The sequence below is a fragment of the Saliphagus sp. GCM10025317 genome, from assembly GCF_042663665.1.
Taxonomy (GTDB): domain Archaea; phylum Halobacteriota; class Halobacteria; order Halobacteriales; family Natrialbaceae; genus Natronosalvus.
Genome location: NZ_JBHTAQ010000005.1, coordinates 1795972 through 1817143 on the forward strand (window position 1 = coordinate 1795972; position 21172 = coordinate 1817143).

21 protein-coding genes are annotated in these 21172 nt (G+C 64.7%); 12 read left to right on the forward strand and 9 right to left on the reverse strand.

Annotated elements, in window-relative coordinates; translation table 11 throughout:
• The first annotated feature begins 239 nt into the window (after positions 1-239).
• Positions 240-1862: a replication factor C large subunit gene (locus tag ACFQS4_RS10755; RefSeq protein WP_497901511.1), complete on the forward strand. Its 1623-nt coding sequence runs from the start codon at positions 240-242 to the stop codon at positions 1860-1862.
• A 105-nt stretch (positions 1863-1967) separates the two neighbouring features.
• Here the strand turns inward: ACFQS4_RS10755 and ACFQS4_RS10760 are convergent, their stop codons facing one another.
• Positions 1968-3284 carry an aminotransferase class I/II-fold pyridoxal phosphate-dependent enzyme gene (locus tag ACFQS4_RS10760; RefSeq protein WP_497901512.1) on the reverse strand — a complete coding sequence of 439 codons (1317 nt, stop codon included), beginning with the start codon at positions 3282-3284 and terminating at the stop codon, positions 1968-1970.
• Between the two features lie 299 nt (positions 3285-3583).
• Between ACFQS4_RS10760 and ACFQS4_RS10765 the strand changes: the two genes are divergently transcribed.
• The gene (locus ACFQS4_RS10765; protein ID WP_497901513.1) at positions 3584-4489 is read left to right on the forward strand and encodes a hypothetical protein; all 906 of its coding nucleotides are present in this window, start codon (positions 3584-3586) and stop codon (positions 4487-4489) included.
• A 63-nt stretch (positions 4490-4552) separates the two neighbouring features.
• Positions 4553-4978 carry a thioredoxin gene (gene trxA / locus ACFQS4_RS10770; protein WP_497901514.1) on the forward strand — a complete coding sequence of 142 codons (426 nt, stop codon included), beginning with the start codon at positions 4553-4555 and terminating at the stop codon, positions 4976-4978.
• 66 nt (positions 4979-5044) lie between these two features.
• Here trxA and ACFQS4_RS10775 read toward each other — a convergent pair whose 3' ends face one another.
• A complete protein-coding gene (locus ACFQS4_RS10775; RefSeq protein ID WP_497901515.1) occupies positions 5045-5467 on the reverse strand; it encodes a universal stress protein in 423 nt (140 codons plus the stop codon).
• 132 nt (positions 5468-5599) lie between these two features.
• Here ACFQS4_RS10775 and ACFQS4_RS10780 point away from each other — a divergent pair, with 132 nt between their 5' ends.
• Positions 5600-6805, forward strand: coding sequence for an AI-2E family transporter (locus ACFQS4_RS10780; RefSeq protein ID WP_497901516.1), 1206 nt, complete (start codon positions 5600-5602; stop codon positions 6803-6805).
• A 212-nt stretch (positions 6806-7017) separates the two neighbouring features.
• Positions 7018-7884, forward strand: coding sequence for a cytochrome c oxidase subunit 3 (locus ACFQS4_RS10785; protein ID WP_497903181.1), 867 nt, complete (start codon positions 7018-7020; stop codon positions 7882-7884).
• 1 nt (position 7885) lies between these two features.
• Here ACFQS4_RS10785 and ACFQS4_RS10790 read toward each other — a convergent pair whose 3' ends face one another.
• Together ACFQS4_RS10790 and ACFQS4_RS10795 are read right to left on the reverse strand one after the other, a co-directional pair.
• A complete protein-coding gene (locus ACFQS4_RS10790) occupies positions 7886-8632 on the reverse strand; it encodes a hypothetical protein (RefSeq protein WP_497901517.1) in 747 nt (248 codons plus the stop codon).
• Positions 8633-8635: 3 nt separating this feature from the next.
• Positions 8636-10906 (reverse strand): DUF6789 family protein, encoded by a 2271-nt coding sequence (locus ACFQS4_RS10795; protein ID WP_497903182.1) that lies wholly within the window; start codon positions 10904-10906, stop codon positions 8636-8638.
• A 358-nt stretch (positions 10907-11264) separates the two neighbouring features.
• Here ACFQS4_RS10795 and coxB point away from each other — a divergent pair, with 358 nt between their 5' ends.
• Positions 11265-12038 (forward strand): cytochrome c oxidase subunit II, encoded by a 774-nt coding sequence (gene coxB, locus ACFQS4_RS10800; RefSeq protein WP_497901518.1) that lies wholly within the window; start codon positions 11265-11267, stop codon positions 12036-12038.
• Here the strand turns inward: coxB and ACFQS4_RS10805 are convergent.
• Both ACFQS4_RS10805 and ACFQS4_RS10810 read right to left on the reverse strand, forming a co-directional pair.
• Positions 12035-12250 (reverse strand): DUF8142 family protein, encoded by a 216-nt coding sequence (locus ACFQS4_RS10805; RefSeq protein WP_497901519.1) that lies wholly within the window; start codon positions 12248-12250, stop codon positions 12035-12037. The two genes, coxB and ACFQS4_RS10805, sit on opposite strands and share 4 nt — an antisense overlap.
• 92 nt (positions 12251-12342) lie before the next feature.
• Positions 12343-12903, reverse strand: a complete 561-nt coding sequence (locus ACFQS4_RS10810) for a metal-dependent hydrolase (protein WP_497901520.1) — start codon at positions 12901-12903, stop codon at positions 12343-12345.
• Between the two features lie 135 nt (positions 12904-13038).
• On the opposite strand from ACFQS4_RS10810, the gene ACFQS4_RS10815 reads away from it, so the two are divergent.
• Entirely contained in the window at positions 13039-13284 is a 246-nt protein-coding gene (locus ACFQS4_RS10815; protein ID WP_497901521.1) for a DUF6684 family protein, read from the forward strand.
• A gap of 8 nt (positions 13285-13292) precedes the next feature.
• Positions 13293-13568 carry a DUF7410 domain-containing protein gene (locus tag ACFQS4_RS10820; RefSeq protein WP_497901522.1) on the forward strand — a complete coding sequence of 92 codons (276 nt, stop codon included), beginning with the start codon at positions 13293-13295 and terminating at the stop codon, positions 13566-13568.
• Positions 13569-13594: 26 nt separating this feature from the next.
• Here ACFQS4_RS10820 and ACFQS4_RS10825 read toward each other — a convergent pair whose 3' ends face one another.
• Complete coding sequence (locus ACFQS4_RS10825; RefSeq protein WP_500193225.1) at positions 13595-13732, reverse strand: hypothetical protein; 138 nt, start codon at positions 13730-13732, stop codon at positions 13595-13597.
• A 189-nt stretch (positions 13733-13921) separates the two neighbouring features.
• Here ACFQS4_RS10825 and ACFQS4_RS10830 point away from each other — a divergent pair, with 189 nt between their 5' ends.
• Complete coding sequence (locus ACFQS4_RS10830; protein WP_497901524.1) at positions 13922-14251, forward strand: DUF7344 domain-containing protein; 330 nt, start codon at positions 13922-13924, stop codon at positions 14249-14251.
• Positions 14252-14402: 151 nt separating this feature from the next.
• Here ACFQS4_RS10830 and ACFQS4_RS10835 read toward each other — a convergent pair whose 3' ends face one another.
• Positions 14403-15725 (reverse strand): outer membrane protein assembly factor BamB family protein, encoded by a 1323-nt coding sequence (locus ACFQS4_RS10835; RefSeq protein ID WP_497901525.1) that lies wholly within the window; start codon positions 15723-15725, stop codon positions 14403-14405.
• A 352-nt stretch (positions 15726-16077) separates the two neighbouring features.
• Here ACFQS4_RS10835 and ACFQS4_RS10840 point away from each other — a divergent pair, with 352 nt between their 5' ends.
• Complete coding sequence (locus ACFQS4_RS10840) at positions 16078-16257, forward strand: DUF7501 family protein (protein WP_497901526.1); 180 nt, start codon at positions 16078-16080, stop codon at positions 16255-16257.
• Positions 16258-16298: 41 nt separating this feature from the next.
• Here ACFQS4_RS10840 and ACFQS4_RS10845 read toward each other — a convergent pair whose 3' ends face one another.
• Positions 16299-17963, reverse strand: a complete 1665-nt coding sequence (locus ACFQS4_RS10845; RefSeq protein WP_497901527.1) for a gamma-glutamyltransferase family protein — start codon at positions 17961-17963, stop codon at positions 16299-16301.
• A 195-nt stretch (positions 17964-18158) separates the two neighbouring features.
• On the opposite strand from ACFQS4_RS10845, the gene dinB reads away from it, so the two are divergent.
• Entirely contained in the window at positions 18159-19589 is a 1431-nt protein-coding gene (gene dinB, locus ACFQS4_RS10850; RefSeq protein ID WP_497901528.1) for a DNA polymerase IV, read from the forward strand.
• Positions 19590-19753: 164 nt separating this feature from the next.
• Positions 19754-21139 carry a J domain-containing protein gene (locus tag ACFQS4_RS10855; protein ID WP_497901529.1) on the forward strand — a complete coding sequence of 462 codons (1386 nt, stop codon included), beginning with the start codon at positions 19754-19756 and terminating at the stop codon, positions 21137-21139.
• Positions 21140-21172 lie beyond the last annotated feature (33 nt).

The window sequence follows — 21172 nt, forward strand, 5'->3', positions numbered from 1 at the left end:
CGATTGTCCGAGATTCGGAGCGTTCGCCGGTCGAGGTGCCGTAACGTGCGGTTTCGAGCGGGCGAGAACTCGGTTCGACAGTCGCATCACCTGCAAATGTCGCCATCCGTCCGAACAGGCGTCGCCTCGAGTCTCGAGTGCCGTGGGTAGAGAGAAGGTGACGTCTCGCCTCGGCTGGAGACGGTCGTCGAGGGTGACGCTCCGCAACCACTAAACGCGACTCGTCCCTACCTCCGACAATGAGCGACTGGACGGAAACGTACCGCCCGACGACGCTGTCGGAGGTACGTGGAAACGACAAGGCCCGCAACAAACTCGAGGAGTGGGCGAAGACGTGGGACGAGCACCGAAAGCCCGTCATCGTCCACGGCAGTCCGGGTATCGGGAAGACCTCGGCCGCCCACGCGCTGGCCAACGACATGGGCTGGCCGGTGATGGAACTCAACGCCAGCGATGACCGCCAGGCCGACGTGATCAAGCGCGTCGCCGGCGAGGCCTCGAAGAGCGGCACGCTGACCGGCGGCAGCGGCGGTCGCCGCCTCGTCATCCTCGACGAGGCTGACAACTTCCACGGCAACGCCGACTACGGCGGTTCTCGAGAGGTCACGCGGGTAGTCAAGTCGGCCAGCCAGCCGATCGTCCTCGTGGCAAACGAGTTCTACGACATGAGCAACTCGCTGCGAAACTACTGTCAGACCATCGAGTTCCGCGACGTCTCGGCGCGCTCGATCGTCCCCGTCCTCCGGGACATCTGTCGACGCGAGGGCATCGAATTCGAGGACGACGCCCTCCGCAAGATCGCCGACGCGACGAGCGGCGACCTTCGGTCCGCGGTCAACGACCTGCAGGCGGTCGCGGAGGGCAGCAAGCGCCTGACGGTCGACGACGTCGTGACGAGCGAACGCGACAGCACTGAAGGCATCTTCGACTTCCTCGACGCGCTCATCAAGGAGAAAGACGCCCACGGCGCCCTGCTGGCTGCCTACGACACCGACGAGACGCCCGACGACCTGCTCAACTGGGTCGAGGACAACGTGCCGAAGGACTACTCGGGCGGCGAACTCGCCGACGCCTACGAGTTCATGAGCAACGCCGACCGCTGGCTGGGCCGGGTGCGCTCGACCCAGAACTACTCGTACTGGCGCTACGCAACCGACAACATCGCCGCCGGCGTCGCCGCCTCGAGGCGCGAGCCCAAAGGCGGGTGGACCCGGTACGGCCCGCCGAGTTATTGGTCGAAACTCGGACGAACCCGTGGGACCCGGGATCGACGCGACGCCATCGCCCAGCGGATCGCCGACCGGGAGGGCGCGAGCATCGGCACTGTCCGCCGGGAGATCATGCCGTTCCTATCGAGCATGACCCACCTCTGTCGAAACCGGGAGTTGACCGTCGCGATGGCGGCCGCCTACGACCTCGACGAGAAGGAGGTCTCGTTCGTCACCGGGAGCGGCGCCGACACCAACAAGGTCGAGTCGATCGTGGAGGACGCTGCCGAACGCCAGGCCGAGGAGACGGTCTCGCACTCCGGTTCCGCGTTTTTCGGCACCGCGGACGCTGAGGGCTCGAGCGACCTGGACGCCAGGAGTGGGGAGGACGCCAGGAGCGACGACGGTTCGAATGACGGGTCGGACTCGAGCGATGAATCCGCTGATTCGGCGAACGCGTCGCTTCTCGACGTAGGGTCTTCAGCTTCAGACGCCGACGACGAGGCGACTTCGGGTTCGGGGACGGGGACGGGTGGCGACTCGAGCGCAGCGGCCGACGATGGTGCGTCGGATGCCGACGTGAGCGACGAGAGCGACGAGAACAAAGACGACGAAGACGACGATGGACAGTCGGGCCTATCAGACTTTTTCTAGCGGCTAAACCGCTCGAGCGGGGAGTACTCTAGGGTGATAGTACGATTCTCGAGAGTTAGTACGACCCCTTGAGGACAAATCTGGACCCTCGAGGACGCGAGCCATCTACAGGAGATCGCAAGCTTCGCCGGCGTCCTGGAACGCCTCGAGGCAGGCAACGAGATCATCGCGGGTGTGCGCGGCCGTCGGGAGCACGTAGACGTACCCCTCCCGAACCGCGTTCCTGGACGTGTGTCCACCAGAACTCGTACGAACGGGCGCGGAAACGATCACGCCCCGCTCGCGAAGGTCGTCCGCCAGGGTCCGGGCCGCGTCCCGCGTCTCGACGTAGACCGGCAGGATCTGCGAATCGCCATCGACCTCGTAGCCCATCGTCAGCAGGCCGTCGCGGAGACGCGTGACGTTCTCCCAGAGGGATTCGCGGTAATCGCCGTGTTTCGAGAGGTGGAGTGCTTCGCTCGCCGCCGCGGCCGCCATCGGGGTCAGACCCGTCGACTCGACGAACGGTGGCGCACGAGCGGCCAGCCACTCGATTAACGCGTCGTCGCCCGCAACGTAGCCGCCCTGGCTGGCGAGCGCCGTCGAAAGCGCCCCCATCTGGATGTCGACGCGGTCGGCAAGCCCCTCGGCCTGGACGATTCCACCACCGCGGACGTAGAGGCCGGTCGCGTGGCTCTCGTCGACCATGATCCAGGCGCCGACCGAGTCGGCGACGTCGCAGAGTTCCTCGAGCGGAGCAACCCACCCGTCCTGACTGAAGATCGAATCGGTGACGACGAGCCAGGATTCGTCGTCGGGTTTGGCGTCGGCGTCGGCCTCGGTATCGGTGTCGACATCGGCGACGGTGTTGGCGTCGGCGTCGACGTCGGCTGTTACTCCACCGATAGCACGCCGCTCGAGGGCGTCCTCCACCGCGTCGCGAAGGGCGTCGGGATCGCAGTGGCCGTACGGAACGACCTCGGTCCCGGCGAGCCGGCAGCCGTCGAACGCGCTGACGTGGGTGTACTCGTCGACGAAAACGACGTCGGGCTCGAGGGCGGTGATCGTTCCGACGTTCGCAGCGTAGCCCGAGGAGAACGCGAGCGCACGGTCCGTCTCGAAGGTCTCGGCGAGCAGTCGCTCGAGGTCGTGGTGGACCATCGTATCGCCGGTCGTGAGCCGGCTTCCGCCGGAGCCGGTCCCGACGGTAGCGGCGGCCTGTCTCGCGGCGTTCTGGACCCGCTGGTTCGCGGTCAACCCGAGGTAGTTGTTCGAGCCGAACACGAGCAACTCGTCGGCCTCGAGGACCGGAAGGCCGCCTCTCGGTGGCTCGGAAACGTAGCCGCGGGAATCGATTCGATCGGTTGGCGCGAGCGAGTACCGTCGGTCCGCGTCGGCCTGGGACGTCAATTGCTCCTCGAAGTCGAACCCGCGGTCTGCCATCTGCCTGAACCGTGACGACCACCGGATTTTACTCTCACGATTCCCGATTTGGACCGTCTAGTTTGCCAACTGCGTTGCGTACCTTGATTTCCCATCCGTTTCCGTATCTCGTGTAGGGATACGTATACTTCGTCAATCGACCGCTGACGTTCGAAACGAGAATCGAATATCACACTTCAGTGACTGTTAATATTCCAAAGCTTAATGCCGATTGATAATCTATTCGGACAGAAGAGCACATGACCGATAGTACGACCGATGAAAAATCGAGGGAGGGAAATTTCGATATCGGTCCGAGCATGGACGAGCTCTTCGGGGAAATCGAAGATGACTCGGCCGACGAGGAGCCGGTTGACTCCGACGAGACAGCACACGGTGACGACGTCGAGGACGTGACTGCTGCCGACCTCTTCAGTCAGCTTCGCGACGAGGCCGCCGCCGACCCCGGAATGAACGAGGTTCTCGAGGACGAGAGCCCCGAGGAGATCATCGCGAGCGCCGACGAGGACGACGAGCCGGTTCACGACGTCGACGACGAGCTGGTCGACGAGGGCGCGCTCGACGACCTGTTGCTCACCGGCCGGACGCGATCCGACGAGTTCCTCTGGATCGACAGCGGTGACGACTCGTCTTCCGCGGACGACGCCGATTCGGGAGCGACCGAAACGGAATCGATCCAGGGAACGGATGGGGTCGAGGACGATTCCGAGTCCGTGTCCGAACCTGAATCCGAGTTGGAATCTGGATCCGAGCCCGAACCTGAAGCTGAATCCGGGTTCGTGGTCGAGGACGAGGGTGAGGGCGAGGACGCAGACACGGGCGAAGCCGATGTCGATGTCGACGATAACACCGAACTCGAGGACGATTCCGCCTCCGGACTCGAGGCAGAATCCAAACCCGAAGCCGAACGGGCCGAGCCGGTCGACGAACCGGACAGTGTCAGTGATGCTGGCGACGCCGACGACGAGAGCGCCCCCGAACCCGACACCGCCCCTGAACCAGACACCACCCCTCGAGCCGGACGCGTCGACTACTCCCTCGAGTCGACCGCGTCGGACGAGGATCCGGCATCAGGCGAGGAGTCCGCACTCGTCGTCTCTGACGCCGAATCGACGGAGACGGACCTCGTTCCGACGGACAACGGAGACGAGAGCGAGGACTCGAGCGGCTTCCTGGGCTGGCTCCGTTCGAAACTTCCGTTCTGAAGAGCGCTTCGAGCATCTCGAGCACAGCGAAATCGTTTTTGACGCAGCGAACGAGCGAGGCGTATGAGCACCGACGACGAGACGAATCCGGAAGGAGACGACGAACTCGAACGCATACGCGAACGCAAGATCGAGGAACTGAAGGCGAAAGCCGAGCAAGACCACCAGCGCGCGTCGAGTCCGGACCAGCCGATCGCCGTCGAGAGCCAGTCGCACTTCGAGCAGGTGCTACAGAAGCACGATCGCGTGCTCGTGGACTTCTACGCCGACTGGTGTGGTCCCTGTCAGATGCTCGCGCCCGTTCTCGACCGACTCGCCACCGAAACCCCGGGAACGATCGCGAAAGTCGATACCGAGGCACTCCCGGGGGTCGCCCAGCAGTACGGCGTCCGCGGGCTCCCGACGCTGATCCTCTTCGAGAACGGCCAACCCGCCAAACAGCTGGTGGGCATGCAGGAGGAATCGACGTTGCGCGGGCTGCTCGAGTAGTCCTGCTCGAGTAGCTCAGGGTGATGTTCAGGGACTCCCGCTCCAGGCGGACGGCAGACTCGGCGACTATCGAACGACCGTTACCGGGACGTTCGCTCGCTTGACGACGATCTCCGCCGTACTTCCCATCTGTAGGCCGGCCGCACCGCCGCGTCCGCGATTGCCCATGACGATCTGGTCGGCGTCCGCGTCCTCGACGTGAGCCACGATTGACTGGGCTGGCGACCCGACGGCGATTGCGGTCTCGAACGACACGTCGTCCTCGAGCGACGCCTTCGCTTCGGCGAAGAGTTCGGCGGCTTCCGACTCCTGATCGGCGAGCCAGGTGTCAGTCAGGGGCGAAAGCTGTTCCTCGGTTGGGGTCACCTCGAACGGATCGATGGCGTGAAACAGGACGATCGAGGCGTCCGGAAACGTTTCGAGGGCGTACTCGAGGGCTGCCTGTGCGTGTGAGGATCCGTCGTGTGGGACGAGAATCGAGCGTGCCATATCGGTTCGATTCGACGGGCGAGACCGTAAAGCCACCACGGGGGTTCGGCGGTGGGGTCTCGCGTCCGGTCAGTGAGTAAACAGCGGTACCTGCCAGTGGAGTGAAATACTCGCCTGTCGTAGCAAGGGACAATGCAACGCGACCGCGAGTTCGGCCGTCGGATCGCCGTCGGATCGATCGTCGCCGCCTTGTTCCTGGTGGTCGCCCACGTCGCTCTCTCGTTTCTCGGCGTCCTCGTCTTCGCGGTCTTCCTCTACTACGCCGTTCGGCCGATCTATCGAGCCCTCGCCCGGTTCAACGTTCCGAGACGGCCGCGGGCGATCCTCGCGCTCGTCCTGTTCGGCGTGCCGTTCCTCGTGCTCATCACGTACACCGTCGCCGTCATCGTCATCGAGACACAGGCGTTGCTCACCGCATACGACGTGCAGGATCAATTTCTCGAGCAGGTAGTCACGGATATCGACGTGACCGGCCTCGACCTCGACGAGATTCGACGCATCGTCACGGACCTCTCCTCGCAAGCCTCCCTCGGCGTCGTGGTGTTGAGTCTCGCGGGGACGGTCAGCGTCGTCAGCGGCGCAGTCGTCCAGTTGATCATCATGGTCACGCTGGTGTACTACATGCTCATCGACGGCCCGCGATTCGTCTCGTGGGCACTCGAGACCTACGACGAGTCGGGCGTCATGCGAGCCTACGCTCGCGCCGTGGATCCTGAACTCTCGATGACGCTCTTCGGCAACATCGTCAACGTGTTCGTCACGGCCATCGTCGGCGTCGTGACGTTCTACACGTACAATTTCTTTGCCCCCGCTGCGGTCGACGTTCCGTTTCCGGCGCTGATCGGCGCGCTGACCGGTATCGGGAGCCTCATTCCGGTCGTCGGCATCAAACTCGTCTACGTCCCCGTCATCGTCCTCCTCGCGGTGAACGCGTGGGCGGCCGGCGACCTCTCGCTCCTCGTCCCGGTTGGCGCGCTGGCGGCCGTCAGCGCAGTCCTCGTCGACTTCATTCCCGACTTCTTCATCCGGGCCCACATCAGCGGCAAGCAAACTCACACGGGCATGCTCCTGGTCTCCTACATCGTCGGCCCTCTCGTTTTCGGCTTCTACGGACTGTTCCTCGCCCCAATTTTACTGATCCTCGTGATCAACGCGATCTATATCCTCCTTCCCTACGTCCTCACCGGCCAACCGTCGGGGGTTCGACAGGCCCGGCTCACCGAGTACCGTGACGGACGACCCGAGGCTTCGAGCGTTGAAGGAACCGAGGCACAGGAGGTCGAACGAACCGAGGCCGAACCAGCCGTCTCGAGCGAAGGGCCATCCGATCACCGGTAACGATCCGTTCGATCGATCGGGAGTCCAAACGCGAGACACTCACGCAAACCGACTGGCTGCTAGCTACTTGGGCCTGGCTCGAGTGTATTCCCTATTGCTCGAATGCGGCGTCGCTCGAGCACAACGAGCGCGGCGTCGTGCGAACCCAGCGAACGCGGCACCGTTCGAATCCAGCGAACACGACGCCACGTTCGAACCAGCAGGTGATCCCCATCACGTCGACACCGCCGCCACACGCTCGATCAGACCCCCCAAACACGCCAGACACGTCCGGTGACGGTGACGGGGACGATCATGCCCGCCACCGAAGCGGCTGGCCCATCGTGAGTGCCGCAGGCGCAGCCGTGCTGTACGTCGGATTCGCGCTTCTCGCCCTGGCGTTCGGCGTCGAGACCGTCCCCGCTCTCCTTGGTCTCGCGGTCGCGCTCCTCGGCGGCGGACTCCTGCTAACCGGGCTGTTCGGCTGGTTCCGACAGGCGTTCCTCCGCCACCAGGACCGTTCCGTAGCCGATCCGGAGGCGAGACGCGCCTACGTCACGACCATGATCCTCTTTCTTGCGACCGATCTCGGTACTTTCGGCGCCGGCTTCATATACTACGCGTTCGTCCGCGTCGGAACGTGGCCCCCCGCCGACCTCCCGCCGCTACTCGGTTCCCTCGTCGCGATCAACACCGCGCTCCTGGTCGTCAGTAGCGTCACGTTCCACTTCGCCCACGACTTCCTCGAGCGCGGACGTGACCGGGCGTTCCTCGGCCTTCTCGGCCTGACCGTCCTCCTGGGCGCCGTCTTCCTCGCCGGCCAGGTCCTCGAGTACTACGAGTTCCTCGTTCACGAGGGGTTCTCGATCACCGACGGCGTGTTCGCGAGCGCGTTCTACGGGTTGACCGGACTCCACGGCCTCCACGTCGCCCTCGGCGTCGTGCTGCTCTCGATCGTCCTCGTTCGCGGCGCGCGCGGTCAGTACGCCTCTGAGCGAGACACGTCCGTGGCGACCGTGGGGCTGTACTGGCACTTCGTCGACGCGGTCTGGCTCTTCCTCGTGGCCACGCTGTACGTCGGGGCGGTCGTTTCGCTGTGAGTCAGCGCTCGCGTCGGTCCCATCGCCGCTCGTCGGCGTCTCGGCTCACTTCGTCATCGTTTCGACCGTGGTCGTCTTCGCCGTCTTCGCTGCCTCCGCGGTCTTCACCATATTCACGGCCTTCGATACCTTCACTGTCTTCACCGCCTCGAGACCGCCCGCCCTCCCGCAATCGTTCTCGAGCGGGCGACCACCGGAACTCCCACGGATAGTTCTCGACGCCGACGAGCGTGAACGCGCCGACGCCGACGAGCAACGAGATAAGCCCCAGCGGGAGCGCGACCGGATCGACGCCGAGACACCGGCTCTCGGAGCGGAGGGTCGCGTACCGCGCTTCGCCTAGGTCTCCGCCGCTAATCACGACGCCGCGGTCGAACGCCTCGCGGTGGTCGAACGATCCCTCGACCGTCCCCTCCTGGTGGGGATCGTCGACTGCCTCGCGAACGGCGCTCCGTTCGGCCTCGGTCAGCGACTCGAATTCGAGCGTCTCGACGACTGGCCCGGCGTCCGAGAGTCGCTGGTCGGTTTCCTCGGGCGTCGACACGCCGATGACGGGATCCGCACAGCCACCGATCGCGGGTTGCACGATTGACCAGCCGCCAAGGACGGTCCCCGCGATCCCCAGCGCGAGAAAGAGCGCGGCGAGAAACGGGAGCGCGTACGAGAAGAGTCGGGACTCATCGTCCCGTCCCCCGGTTCCGTTTTCGGCGTTCGTTTCGCGCGGTCGTCGGTCGTCTCGAGCCGTCATCGATCAAACCTCCACGTCCCATTTGTACGAGGCATAGTCGAGCGCGGCACCCAGGCCGACTCCGTAGGCCCAGTGGGCAAGTATCGAAAGGCCGACGTAGCCGACGAGGGCGAGTCCAGCCTGGTCGGTGTAGAACGCGAGCAGGAACCCCGAGGTGACGATGGTCGCGAACGAGAGACCGCGTGCGATGGGCGTCCGACCGGGAAGGTATCGGGCGATGGTGAGAAAGAGCAACGGCCAGACGGTCGACCCGGCCAGGACGAACAGCGCGTACCCGACGGACGCGCGCTCAGGGGCGCCGATCAGGCCCGCCAGTTCCGTGAACGCCTGGAGGTGAAAAACGCCGATGGCGACGCCCACGGCCAACACGACGGTCATCAGGAGAGTCCCGACCAGGCCGGCGACGGCCCCGACGAACACGTTCTCGGTGACCGACCCCACCAGCGGGCGGATCTGCCTCGAGATCGACGGACTCCCGATCGTTGGGTCGGTGGTCGACGCCGGCCTGGTGGTCGCCGGTTCGCTTGGCTCGATGCCGTACTCGTCCTCGAGGCGACGCTCGAACCACTGCCACTCGCGGGTGAACTGCTCGGATTGCTTGAGGTCCCAGACGTCGGCGTCGTCGACCGGCGGGCCGGCCCAGTACGACCAGAGCATGTTGTAGAGCCACAGCAGGACGCTGATGCCAATCAAGTAGGCGCCGATCGTGGCGACCTGCTGGAGAGGGGCGTACACCGGCGGGTAGTCAGCGTAGCGACGGGGCAGTTCGAGCACGCCGAGGATCACGAGGACGGTGAAGGTGGTGGTCGAGCCGACCACGAGCAGGGTCGCCTGGAAGCGGGCCAGCCGTTGGTCGAACAGTCGGCCGGTGATGATGGGGTACCAGTAGTAGCTCGCGGCGAACATCATGAACGGGATGATCCCCATGACGATCAGGTGGAAGTGGCCGACGACGTAGTAAGTCCCGTGGTAGGTGACGTTGATGGGAACCACAGCGAGGAAGATACCCGTGACGCCAGCGATGACGAAGGTGAGGATGGAGGCGACGCAGAGAATCATCGGCGCGGTCAGGCGAACGGTCCCGTCCCAGATGGTCGTCATCCAGTTGAACACCTTGATCGCGCTCGGGACGGCGATGGCGATCGTCGTGACCATGAACCCGGCGCGGAGGCGGGGATCCATCCCCGTGACGAACATGTGGTGAGCCCACACGCCGAAGCTGAGGACGCCGATGGCCAGCGTCGAGTAGACCACGAACTGGTAACCAAAGAGCGTCCGTCCGCAGAACTTCGGCAGGATGAGGCTCATCAGCCCCGCTGCGGGGAGGAAGATGATGTACACCTCCGGGTGGCCGAAGAACCAGAAGAGGTGTTGCCACAGCAACGGTCCGCCGCCCTCGACCGCGTAGAAGGTCGTGCCCACGTTCCGGTCGAGCAACAACAAGACGATGGCACTCCCCAGGAGCGGGAACGCGAAGACGACGAGCGCACTGGTCGTGAGAATCGTCCACGAGAAGATGTCCAGACGCGCCCAGGTGACGTCCGCAGCGCGTTCGTAGAAGATGGTGACGATGAAGTTGATCGCCGCGAGCGTGGTCGCGATGCCACTCAGATGCAACCCGAGGAGGAGGAGGTCGATCTGCGGATTTGCCGTCTGGACCGACAGCGGCACGTACAACGTCCACCCCACACCGGGTTCGCTCAGCGCCCCGAAGAAGTCGACGAGCGCGTTCTCGCCGAATAGCAATCCGAGGAACTTCGCCGTTACCTCCGAGATGAGCCCCGCTCGAGCCAGCAGGAGGGCCGGTGGGAGCATCCAGAACCCGATGGCGTTGAGTCGGGGGAACGCCATGTCGTCGGCCCCCAGCAAGAGCGGCAGGAAGTAGTTCCCAATGCCGAAGAAGATTGGCGTCACGAAGAAAAACAGCATCGTGATGCCGTGGGCTGTAAATAGCTCGTTGTACGTCGGCTCGTTCCAGACCGAGGCGGCGGGGACGAGTAACTCCGTCCGCATCATCATCGCGTCGATGCCGCCCCAGACGCCGGCCAGGGTTCCGAACGCGATGTACAGCAGCCCGATCTCGCGGTGGTTGGTGGTCGTCGTCCAGCGCTCGAGTCCGGCCCGAACGCTAGCGATGTCGACCGTCAGGTCGCGACTGACGTGGGTCCCGCCGTCCGGGCGAGCACCGTGTCGGCTCGCGCGGTGAGCAATGACGAAACAGCCGAGCAAAATTGCGACGAAGAGCCCGACGCGCAGGAAGGAGGGGTCGGGCATCACGGCGGGTACCTCCCGGGACCGACCCTCGCGACGGGTTTCGAGGAGCGACTGCTCGAGATCCACTGTCCCCAACTCGAGGACTGCCGTTCCCAACTCGAGGGTTGCCGTCCCCAGCTCGAGGTCCACCGTATCTGACTCGAGGGTTGCCGTCCCCAAATCGAGGACCGCTGTTCCACCGTTCGCCGGCCGCTCGAGCGCGGAATGCGGACTCGGGCCTCGACTGTCGGTCGACTCCTCATGCGTCGATCTCACCACGCTACCACGAACTCCATAATGAAACCCTGCCGACGCAACCTCTCGCTGCGCTGACGCCACCGGGGTGGTTATTTGGTCTCGAGCGTGGTCGATTGCCGGGATGGAAGGGCGTTACGTCCGTCTCGTACGGTGGTTGATCGTCGCGACGGCAGGAGTGGTCGCCGTCGCGGCACCCGTCGCCGCCCAGTCGGCCAACCGCGACCTCATCGACGGCCTCTACGTTCAGTTGCTGTACGTTGCACTCCCGCTGACGCTGTTCGTCCTGGTCATCCTCTCGTACGCCGTCGTCCGATTTCGGGACAACGAGGATCCCCGCCCAACCGCGGAGGATCCGGCCCTCGAGATCACCTGGACGGTCGCGACGGCGGTCATCCTGCTGTTCGTCGGCGTCTCATCGTACGCGGTGCTCGCCAGTCCGTACCTGTCACCGGGCGTCCTCCCGGACGAAGACCTGGCTGGGACCGGCGACAATCCGGTCGAGGTCGCGGAGGACGACATGGTCGTCGAAGTCGTGGCTTACCAGTGGGGCTGGCAGGCCACCTATCCGGAGGCGAACGTGACGACCCAGGACGTGATCGTCGTGCCCGCGAATCGTGACGTCGCGTTCGTCATGACCTCGAGGGACGTCATCCACAGCTTCGCCGTACCCAGTCTGGGTCTGCGCCAGGACGTCTTCCCCGAACAGGAGAGCGCCATCCGAACGAACGTCTACGGGACCGGCACCTACCAGGTTCAGTGCACGGAGTTCTGTGGTGCCCAGCACGCTCACATGAGGGCGACGATCGTCGTCGTCGACGAAGAAACGTACCAGACGTGGCTCGTGAACCACGAGGGAGAAGACGACGTGACCGACGCGCCGGCCGTCATGGACTAACTTGAGGATACAGGTCGAGACCGGAACGCGATCCAGACGAGCGCGATGAAAAACGAGACGGGAAGCGCGACGACGAACCCCCAGAGGTAGTTCGCCCCCCACAGCACGACGAGCAGAATCGCGAAGAGACCGACGGCTACCAGCGGGGCGACGGCGATAACGGCCTGCTGTCGGTCGATCTCCTCGGACGGTGAGTGTCCTCGGGCACCCATACGGATACGGGTTCGACACCCTCGAGGGACAAATATCCCCAGTGAGAAGTCTCGAGGCGCACTCGAGAACATCACGGCGAGCAGGTGTACAGCTACGACCCGACGCTCCACCGAGTTTCGTAGGGGTAGCGCTCGGCGCGGTACAGTGCCACGTGGGTTACGACGGCGACGACGACCAGTCCCACGTTCACCGGCGTCGAATCGTACGCGACGACGTTGATGACGATTTCGCCGCTGTAGATTGGCCAGAAGGGCTCCATCGCCGCATCCGGGGCCGACGAGAGCAGGTCGACGAAAATGTGGCTGAGGCCGCCAGCCCAGAACGCGCTCGTCGCGAACACGAACGTCGTTTCGGGAGCAATCGAGTCGCTTCGAATCAGTCGATGGGCGTTCAGCACCTGCGTGAGCGTCCGTGCGGCCACGGCCCCGAAGACGAGGCCGACCACCAGGACGAACGGAACGGTGTGTGTCAACCCGTGGTGTTGGAGTTGGGGATGTGAAAAATAGGACTCGAACAGGAGGTCGACGTCCGGAAGCAGCGCTGTGACCTGTGTGAGCGCGGCGAACGTTACCGCTGGTCGACGACCCCACAGTATCCAGGCCGGAACGGCGAACAACAGTGCCATTGCACCGTGACCGATTGGCTCGACCATCTGCCCCCTTCTAAAACGTGTGGGGTATAATAATCACCCACTCTCCCGGAATAGCCTGCCGTCCCACCGCTTTGATACGATCGGAGGCGGCTACTTCCCGACGAATTTCACCCACTCTTTATCATCGTTGGCGGTGTGTATCAACGGACCATGCCGACGCTCGGCCTCTCCAGGGAGTCGATTCGGGACATCTCGGGAAACCTCGTGCCCCTCGGCGTGCTGCTGTTCTTCGCCGGGTGGTTGCTCCTCGAGCGCCCGTGGGGGTGGGACCTGCTGTCGCTGGCCGTCGTCTACGGGCTCATCTTCTCGCTCGTAGGGACGCTATTCCTGGTCACGTACGTCGTCGCCGTGCGGTTTCAGGAAGCGACACCTGAACGGTGACACCGAGTATGATCGAAGATTCCAACGACGAACCGACCTGGAGCGAACCGACGGCTGAAGCCTCGCACTGTCAGGACTGCGGCCGTCCGTTCGCGACCGAAGAGCGTCGCCTGCTCCATCGGGGACTCGAGCATCCGGATCGACTCAGCGCTCGAGAGCGCAAGGCGTACGCGACGGTCGCAGCGGCAGAACGCGGCGCTCACAGACGCTACGTGCTAGGTGCACTGATCGTACTTGTGGTGACGTACTTCGGGTTCCTGTTCGCGTACGCGGTCGTCGTGTGAGCGAAGTCGCGCGGGAGACACCGCCCTCAGAACGTGATGAGGACGATGCCGGTCACGAAGAGCAAAACGACGACGACGCCGAGAAACAACCCGAAGAGCGATTTTTCGGACATGAGGCGTTCGTCATCGAGCGAGGTGATAAATCTCTTGTCGGGTGAAGACACGTTCCGGGTGTGCATGCGGACGCAACAAACTGCGTTCGGGCATCCGCGCCAGGGAGGCCGAGTGGGGTACGTCGGTCAAAACCGTACGGAAGGTCGAACGTAACTCGTTTCGGGCGGCAAAATGTACACCTGATGAGCTACAACCCACCACCGCGCAACTTATGCCCGTTCGAAATCTCCATTCGGCCAATGGTAACGGTTGACAATGTGCTGGGTCTTCTCAACGAGAAGCGCCGCAGATATGCACTGTACTATCTCAACGAACAGGATGGTGCAGTGCCAGTCGAGGAGGTGGTGGATGCGGTGGCAGACATGGAAACGGACGAAGGTTCGTATCCTCACCCCGACGAGAAGTGGAACAACATCGAACTCTCGCTTCATCACAACCACCTTCAGAAAGCCGACGAGTACGACTTCATCCACTACGATTCAGAGGCGGGCGTCGTCGAACTCGTCGAATCCCCCACCGAACTCGATATCATCCTCACCGTGGCGAACGTACTCGAACGGACGAACTGAGTCGCTCCCGTAGCCGTGCGATTTCGTCGTAAAGCGGTGCCCGAAAACGTCTTCGAGCAATCGTTGATCCAGATCTGCCAACAGTCGCACACTCCGGATCTTCCAGCAATCGCACGAGCCGGATCCTCGAGGGTTCACACCCCTCAACCCGTTACTCGTCCTCGACGAGACAGTAGGCGTGTCCGGGCGTCTCGAAGACCGCCTCCTCGCTGTCGCTCCAGTAGTTCGAGATCCTGGCCCGTTCGGCGTAGTAGATCCGGCCGTCGCGCGGAATCGGTTCGCTGGTCACGTGGCCGCGGTTCATCACCTTCCATCGAACGTCGCCGGTGTCCTTCTCGAGCGCGTAGAGGTGGCCGTCGTAAGAGCCCACCAGCACCGCGTCGGCGGTCACCGTCAGCGACCCCAGTACGTTGCCCTCGACGTGGGTCGACCACAGCTCCTCGCCCGTGTCGGCGTCCAGCGCGTAGACGTTCCAGTCGTCGCCGCCCGTGTAGACGACGTTGGTCTCGGGGTCGATCCCCGGATTCGACATGACCACCTCGCCGAGCTCGAACGACCACTCCTCGCTCCCGTCCTCGAGGTCGAGGCGGTAGAAGTAGCCGTCCCAGGAGCCGACGAACGCGCCGCCGTCGTAGGTCGGGATCGTCCCCTTGACGTGGTGGCCGGTCTCGAACTCCCAGGCAAACTCCAGAGAGGGGAACTCCCAGGCGTAGACGACGCCGTCGTTCGACCCGGTGACCATCCGCTCGGTCTCGGGGTCGATGGCCGTCGAGGGGTGAGGCATCCCCCACAGGCGGTCGTCCTTCCACAGCGGTTCGCCGGTGCCGGCGTCCAGCGCCCACATCGTCCCCGCGTTCGGGTTCGCGTACTCGGTGACGACGTAGATCACGCCGTCCCAGTAGGCCGGACTCGAGCCGATGGCAATCGAGCCGTCGAGCTGGCCGCCCGTCGTGTGCCAGACCTCGTCGCCGGTTTCGGGATCGAAGGCGTACATGTCGCCGTCGTAGCCCCCGAGGTAGGCGACGTCGCCGATGACGGTCGGCGTTCCGTGAAAGCCCAGGGATCTCGAGGCGCCCGTCATCCGCGTCCACCTGTGCTCGCCGCGCGGGGTTACCGCGTGGATACGGCCGGTGTCAGATGGAATCAGGATCGTCTCGCCGTCGGGCGTCGGCAGGGGACTCGACTTCGCTGCGGTGTGGCCGATGTAGTTGACCGGGAGCGACCAGTTGACCGACACCGACTCCGGCACGGTCTCGTTCGGGTAATAACCGAGGCGGCGGAGCCCGCGGCGAAACATCACTGCGTCGTCGCGGTCCGGGTACGTTTCGTCGTAGGGCAGGATCTCGGGGGCGAACGAGTCCTGATCCCGCGAGTAGGTGCCGTACCCGGGGAGCGCACAGCCGGCGAGTCCTGCCAGGGCCAGGCTCCCCCCGGCGAGGACCTGTCGTCTCGAGACGTGCGGTGGACGGGTCATCTGTCGTCGAGCCAATTGGAAGGGTTCTGGTATAGTTCCGCCGGTTCGAGGGATGCCCACGCCGACGTCTCGAGTCGGATTCCTTCTGCCGAGTTACGAAACTCGTTGCTCGAGGAGTCGTTGCCAGGTCCTGAGATTCGTCGTCGAGTCGAGGGATTCGGCGGTCGAACGCGGGTCGCTCGGGCCAGCGTCGCACGCCGATTAGGCCCCTGCTACGATTCGGTACTCTGACGGTGATAGTCTCCCATCTCGAAGGTGACCGAACGAAGATATGCATGTGCCTTATCCTCATAATAGGTATTTTATACGTATTCCGGATAGAACTAAATACAGGTTTGTGGACGATCAGCGTATGTCAACGCACGCAACACACTGGAACGACACCGCGACCTGCCCGTTCTGCGGCGGCGAACTAAGCGACCCCGGCGCCGGGTTCGTCGACCACATCGGCGTCAACCCCGAGTGTGAGACCGAGTTCGATAGCTGGCGCGACAACGTCGTCGACGACCTCGGCGGTACCTGGAGCGGGTAGTCGGGTCGAGCGCCGACCCGAACTCGAGTGCCCTTCGGTCCCTAGAACCCGACCGCCTGCCCGTCTTTTCGCGGTTCCGTCGCCCCGGTGAGTACGTCGCCAGTGCGACGAACGAGCTGTGCACCGCCGAACATCACGGGCGGCAGCACCTGGACGTCGTGGCCTTTGCGCACCAGCCCGGTCTGGTTCGGGAACCGTTCCTCGACGCCGAGGGACCCCTCCTCGCGGTAGCGCCAGCGCGGCGAGTCGAGCGCTTCCTGGGCGCCCATCCCGTAGTCGACCAGATTCGAGACGACCTGGACGTGGCCCTGGGGTTGCATGTATCCGCCCATCACACCGAAGGCTGCCCAGTCGTCCTCGTCGAACTTCGCGATGGCCGGCACGAGGGTGTGGAAGGGGCGTTTGCCGGGCTCGAGGCGGTTCGGATGCTCAGGGTTGAGCGAGAACGAGGCACCCCGGTTCTGGAGGGCGATGCCGGTGTCCCCGGCGACCAGGCCGCTCCCGAAGCCGGCGAAGCGGGAGTTGATGTAGGAAACGAGGTTGCCTTCCGCGTCGCCGACGGTCAGGAGTACGGTGTCGGCGTCCTCGGCGGCCTTCGTCGGCACGCCGACCGCGGAGTCCTGGATCGCCCGCTCGCCGATCGCCGCGGCGCGCTCGCGGGCGTAGTCCTCCGATGCCAGCGGCGGCACCGTCTCGTAGTCAGGGTCGGTAATGTAGTGATGCCCGTCGACGAACGCGAGTTTCGTCGCCTCCGCGAACGCGTGCACCCGCTCTGGCGAATCGTACGCGTGCTCGCCCGCCCCGATTTCCTCCGCGATGTTCAGCGCCTCGAGCGCGATCAACCCCTGGTTGTTCGGCGGTAGTTCGAAAATCTCCGCGCCGTTGTAGGTGGTGCTCACGGGCTCGAGGAACTCGGGTTCGAAGGCGGCGAGGTCCGAAATTGTGAGAAAACCGCCCTTCGATTGCACTTCGTCGGCGATGGCCTCGCCGATCTCCCCCTCGTAGACGACATCCGCGCCCTCCTCGGAGATCGTTCGCATCGACTCGCCCAGGCGCTCGAGCGTCACGACCTGACCTGGATCGGGTGCTTCGCCGTCGAACAGGTAGGCCTCGCGGGCGTGGTCGTCGGTAAAGAGGCGGGGAGCACCCTGCCAGTAATAGGAGATGACCTCCGAGACGGGGTACCCCTCGAGGGCGTAGTGGATAGCCGGCTCGAGGACGTCAGCGAGCGTCAGCGTCCCCAGCTCTTCGACAGTGGCCTCCCAGCCGCGGGCCGTCCCCGGAACTGTGACCGCGTGCGGCCCCAGGAACGGCATCTCGAGGTCGTCGCTCGTGGTGTCGTCGACGGCGTAGCCCCTGGATTCGGGGTACCAGTCGGCAGCATCCTCGCGCTCCCGGACGGAGCGCGTGACGTTCTTGATGGTCGTCTCGGCGGGAGCGCCACCGCAGGCTCGCATGGCGCCAACCTCGCCGCCGGCGGTTCGGTAGAGGGCGAAGACGTCGCCGCCGAGGCCAGTCGAGGTGGGTTCGACGACGTTCAGCGCGGCCGCGGTAGCGACAGCCGCGTCGAAGGCGTTCCCGCCGTCCTCGAGGATCGAGAGGCCGGCCTGGGCTGCCAGCGGCTGGCTCGTGGCGACCATCCCGCCGGTGGCGTGGACCGAGGAGCGTCTCGAGTCGAATCGATCGAGGTCGTAGTCGGTGGTCATGACTGGGGCTTTCGCTCGGGGGTCAAAAGTGCGGGCGTTCCGGCAGGCCGGGACGAAGGCCGGGCGGGAACGGCTGTTGTCTCGATATTACTATAGGAACTATAGCATGTGCGCCACGAACTCGTACCCGCGGGCGGAACCTTCACGGCCTCCGAGTCGAAATCTCAGCGAGAACGCGTCCGAATTCCCCAGCCCATGGCCAACGAACCGTACCTTCCCGGCGTCGACCGCTCCGACGAGAGCGAGGACCGTATCGTCCTCCACGTCGACGCAGACTGCTTCTACGCCGCCTGCGAGCGCCTCCGCGAACCCGACCTCGAGGGCGAACCGGTCGTCGTCGGGATGGGGTACGAACCCGGTGACTCAGTGGGGGCCGTCGCCACCGCCAGCTACGAGGCGCGCGCGTTCGGCGTCGAGAGCGCTCAGGCCATCTCGACGGCGCTCGAGGCGCTGCCCCGGCGGGTCGACGCCGAGGACGATCCAAACCTCGCCGTCGAGGAAACCGGCCACTACCGTCCGGTCGACATGGACTACTACCAGTCGGTCGCCGCCGAGGTGAAAGAGATCCTCCACGATTGCGCCGACGTCGTCCGCGAGGTGAGCGTCGACGAGGCCTACCTGGACGTGACCGAGCGCACCGCCTGGTCGGTCGTCGACGGCTTCGCCCGCCACGTCAAAGACCGCATCCGTCGCGAGGTCGGCATCACCGTCAGCGTCGGCGTCGCGCCCTCGATGAGCGCAGCCAAAATCGCCAGCGACTTCGACAAACCCGACGGCCTGACGGTCGTTCGTCCCGGCGAGGTACGAGAGTTCCTGGCGCCACTCGAGGTCGACTTGCTCCACGGCGTCGGCCCCGTGACGGCCCGCGAACTGCGTTCGATGGGGCTCGAGACGGCGGCGGACGTCGCTGGCGCCGATCCGGAGCCCCTCGTCGATCGGTTCGGCGAGCGCGGCCGCGAACTCTACGAGCGCGCACGGGGAGACGACGACCGCCGCGTCGAACCGAAGGGACTGCCCAAGAGCTTCTCGCGGGAGTCGGCGTTCGACGGACCCGTCGAGGAGCGCGAGCCGAAACTCGAGCTGGTGGAGATGCTCGCGGCAGCCGTCGCCGACCGCGCTCGACGGGAGGGGGCGCTGTACCGGACCGTGGGCGTGAAGGCCGTCCGTCCGCCCTACGAGGTCAACACGCGCGAGCGGTCGTTGCCCGGACCGGTCGACGAACCCGATCTCGTCCGGGAGATCGCCCTGGACCTGTTCGCCGAGTTCGAGTCCGAGCCCGTGCGAAAACTCGGCGTCAGGGTGGCGAACCTCGAGTTCAGCGAGGCCGACCAGGCGAGCCTGGATAGCGTCGACTGGGGGGACCGAGCAAGATCGAATGGGTCGGACTCGAGTACCGACGACGGCGATGACGGCGAAAACGATGCACTTGGCGGAGCGGACTCGAGTTCGCCCACCGAAAGGGTGACCGACGCCGTGGAGCAACTCGACCTCGAAACCGCTCTCGCGTCGGATTCGAGCGGTCGGGACGAGGCCGAACGGTCTACCGACGATGACGACGAGGAACGAGCGAACGGCGAAACGTCGGTTCAGGGCTCCGGACAGGCCTCCCTCGACGAGTTCGAGTAGAGGTCGCTGAGAGCGGCGAAGACGCCGTCGGCCGAAATACCCATGCCAGTTCGTTCACGATAGCCAGATACGCCGCGGAGACAATCAGCGATATTGAAAGTATAAGTTGTCGCAGGAAAACGGTCTAACAGACCAGTCCCGGGGCTATAGACGACCGATCTTCCATGACCGACGATATCGACTTCTACGACCTTCTCGACATCTCATCTGACGCCTCTCAGGACGACGTGAAGCAGGCGTTTCGCGAACAGGTCCGGGTCTACCACCCGGATCTGAACGACGACGACCGGGCACAGGCGCAGTTTACGGCACTCAAGAAGGCCTACGACATCCTGGGCGATCCGGTCGAACGCCAGGCCTACGACCGCCTCGGACACGAAGATTACGTCGCGAAGCGAACGTCGGGGCTACCCTCGCCTGACCTCTGGAAGTCGGCTAGAGACACAGACGAGGATACAGACGCGGATGCGGACGCGGACGAGAGCGAGGGAGACGACTCCTCGAGTTCGAAATCGGGTTCAGATTCAGATTCGAAATCGGGATCGAGGTCGCGTTCGTCGACGACCTCCCACACTACGAAAGCGAGTGCCTCGAGCGCGACGTCGGCAGGCGGAACGACGGGCTCGCGAACCTCGAGTGACAGTGCGAGCGCCGGCGCGGGATCGGCCAGTACGTCCACCTCGAGTACGAGCACTGGCACCGGAACAGGGGCCGGCACCGGGACGAATACCCGCTCGAACGCGACCGCCTCGAGTGCCAGCGCGGGCGGGACGACATCAGGCACCGCCGGCTCGACGGGTTCCCGGACCGAGTCGACCCCGCACGCTCACTCTCACGCTGGCTCTCAATCGAGTCCAGGTCGACTGACCGACAACGCGCTCGTCCGGTGGTGGCGCGACCAGAACTTCGCCTGGCCGCTCATCTGGACGTCGATCCTCGTGTATCTCGCCGGACTCGTTCACTTCGGACTCGAGCACGAAAACGCGCTCTCGACCCTGGCGCTGGAGTTGCAGTCGATCGGAGCCGAGCCGAACGCCATTTGGACCTCCCTCTCGACCAGTCGGCACGGCATCTCGACCCCGTTCGCGTTCGTCTCGAGCGTCGAGCTGGTCGCCCCGCCATCGCCTCTCGAGCCGATCCAGTGGTACGGCGTCCTGGCCGGAATCGTCGGCCTCTCGTTGCTCTTCGTGCTCGCTGCACGGGTCGTCTGGCGCGAGGAGACCTGGGGGCCGATCTCGCTCGACGAGACCATCGTCGTCGGGATCGCGCTCACTGCGGCGACGATGGTCGTCGGCGGTCCGCTGCTCGCGGGAAGCGTCCTCATGCCGCTGCTGATCGGCGTCGTCGTTCACCGAACCCACCAGCTCCCCGGGTGGTCGCCCTCGTACCTCTACGTCCTGGGCGTCCTGGCCCCGCTCGTCGGGTTCGCCGTCGCCGCTGCCGGGTACGCGACGCTTCCAGCCGATCTGGCGCTGTTCGTCGTCGTTCCGCTGCTCGGCTCGTTGGGGCTTCCGCTCCGCGTGAGCGTTCGAAAACGGTTCGGACGGTAGGTACCTATTGTGGCTATTGTCGCCGTCGTGGCG

Bases quoted from the DNA above. Each gene is read 5' to 3' on its own strand.
- ACFQS4_RS10755 (WP_497901511.1), top strand. From the start codon at position 240: ATGAGCGACTGGACGGAAACGTACCGCCCGACGACGCTGTCGGAGGTA.
- ACFQS4_RS10760 (WP_497901512.1), bottom strand. From the start codon at position 3,284: ATGGCAGACCGCGGGTTCGACTTCGAGGAGCAATTGACGTCCCAGGCC.
- ACFQS4_RS10765 (WP_497901513.1), top strand. From the start codon at position 3,584: ATGGACGAGCTCTTCGGGGAAATCGAAGATGACTCGGCCGACGAGGAG.
- trxA (WP_497901514.1), top strand. From the start codon at position 4,553: ATGAGCACCGACGACGAGACGAATCCGGAAGGAGACGACGAACTCGAA.
- ACFQS4_RS10775 (WP_497901515.1), bottom strand. From the start codon at position 5,467: ATGGCACGCTCGATTCTCGTCCCACACGACGGATCCTCACACGCACAG.
- ACFQS4_RS10780 (WP_497901516.1), top strand. From the start codon at position 5,600: ATGCAACGCGACCGCGAGTTCGGCCGTCGGATCGCCGTCGGATCGATC.
- ACFQS4_RS10790 (WP_497901517.1), bottom strand. From the start codon at position 8,632: ATGACGGCTCGAGACGACCGACGACCGCGCGAAACGAACGCCGAAAAC.
- ACFQS4_RS10795 (WP_497903182.1), bottom strand. From the start codon at position 10,906: ATGCCCGACCCCTCCTTCCTGCGCGTCGGGCTCTTCGTCGCAATTTTG.
- coxB (WP_497901518.1), top strand. From the start codon at position 11,265: ATGGAAGGGCGTTACGTCCGTCTCGTACGGTGGTTGATCGTCGCGACG.
- ACFQS4_RS10805 (WP_497901519.1), bottom strand. From the start codon at position 12,250: ATGGGTGCCCGAGGACACTCACCGTCCGAGGAGATCGACCGACAGCAG.
- ACFQS4_RS10810 (WP_497901520.1), bottom strand. From the start codon at position 12,903: ATGGTCGAGCCAATCGGTCACGGTGCAATGGCACTGTTGTTCGCCGTT.
- ACFQS4_RS10820 (WP_497901522.1), top strand. From the start codon at position 13,293: ATGATCGAAGATTCCAACGACGAACCGACCTGGAGCGAACCGACGGCT.
- ACFQS4_RS10830 (WP_497901524.1), top strand. From the start codon at position 13,922: ATGGTAACGGTTGACAATGTGCTGGGTCTTCTCAACGAGAAGCGCCGC.
- ACFQS4_RS10835 (WP_497901525.1), bottom strand. From the start codon at position 15,725: ATGACCCGTCCACCGCACGTCTCGAGACGACAGGTCCTCGCCGGGGGG.
- ACFQS4_RS10840 (WP_497901526.1), top strand. From the start codon at position 16,078: ATGTCAACGCACGCAACACACTGGAACGACACCGCGACCTGCCCGTTC.
- ACFQS4_RS10845 (WP_497901527.1), bottom strand. From the start codon at position 17,963: ATGACCACCGACTACGACCTCGATCGATTCGACTCGAGACGCTCCTCG.
- dinB (WP_497901528.1), top strand. From the start codon at position 18,159: ATGGCCAACGAACCGTACCTTCCCGGCGTCGACCGCTCCGACGAGAGC.
- ACFQS4_RS10855 (WP_497901529.1), top strand. From the start codon at position 19,754: ATGACCGACGATATCGACTTCTACGACCTTCTCGACATCTCATCTGAC.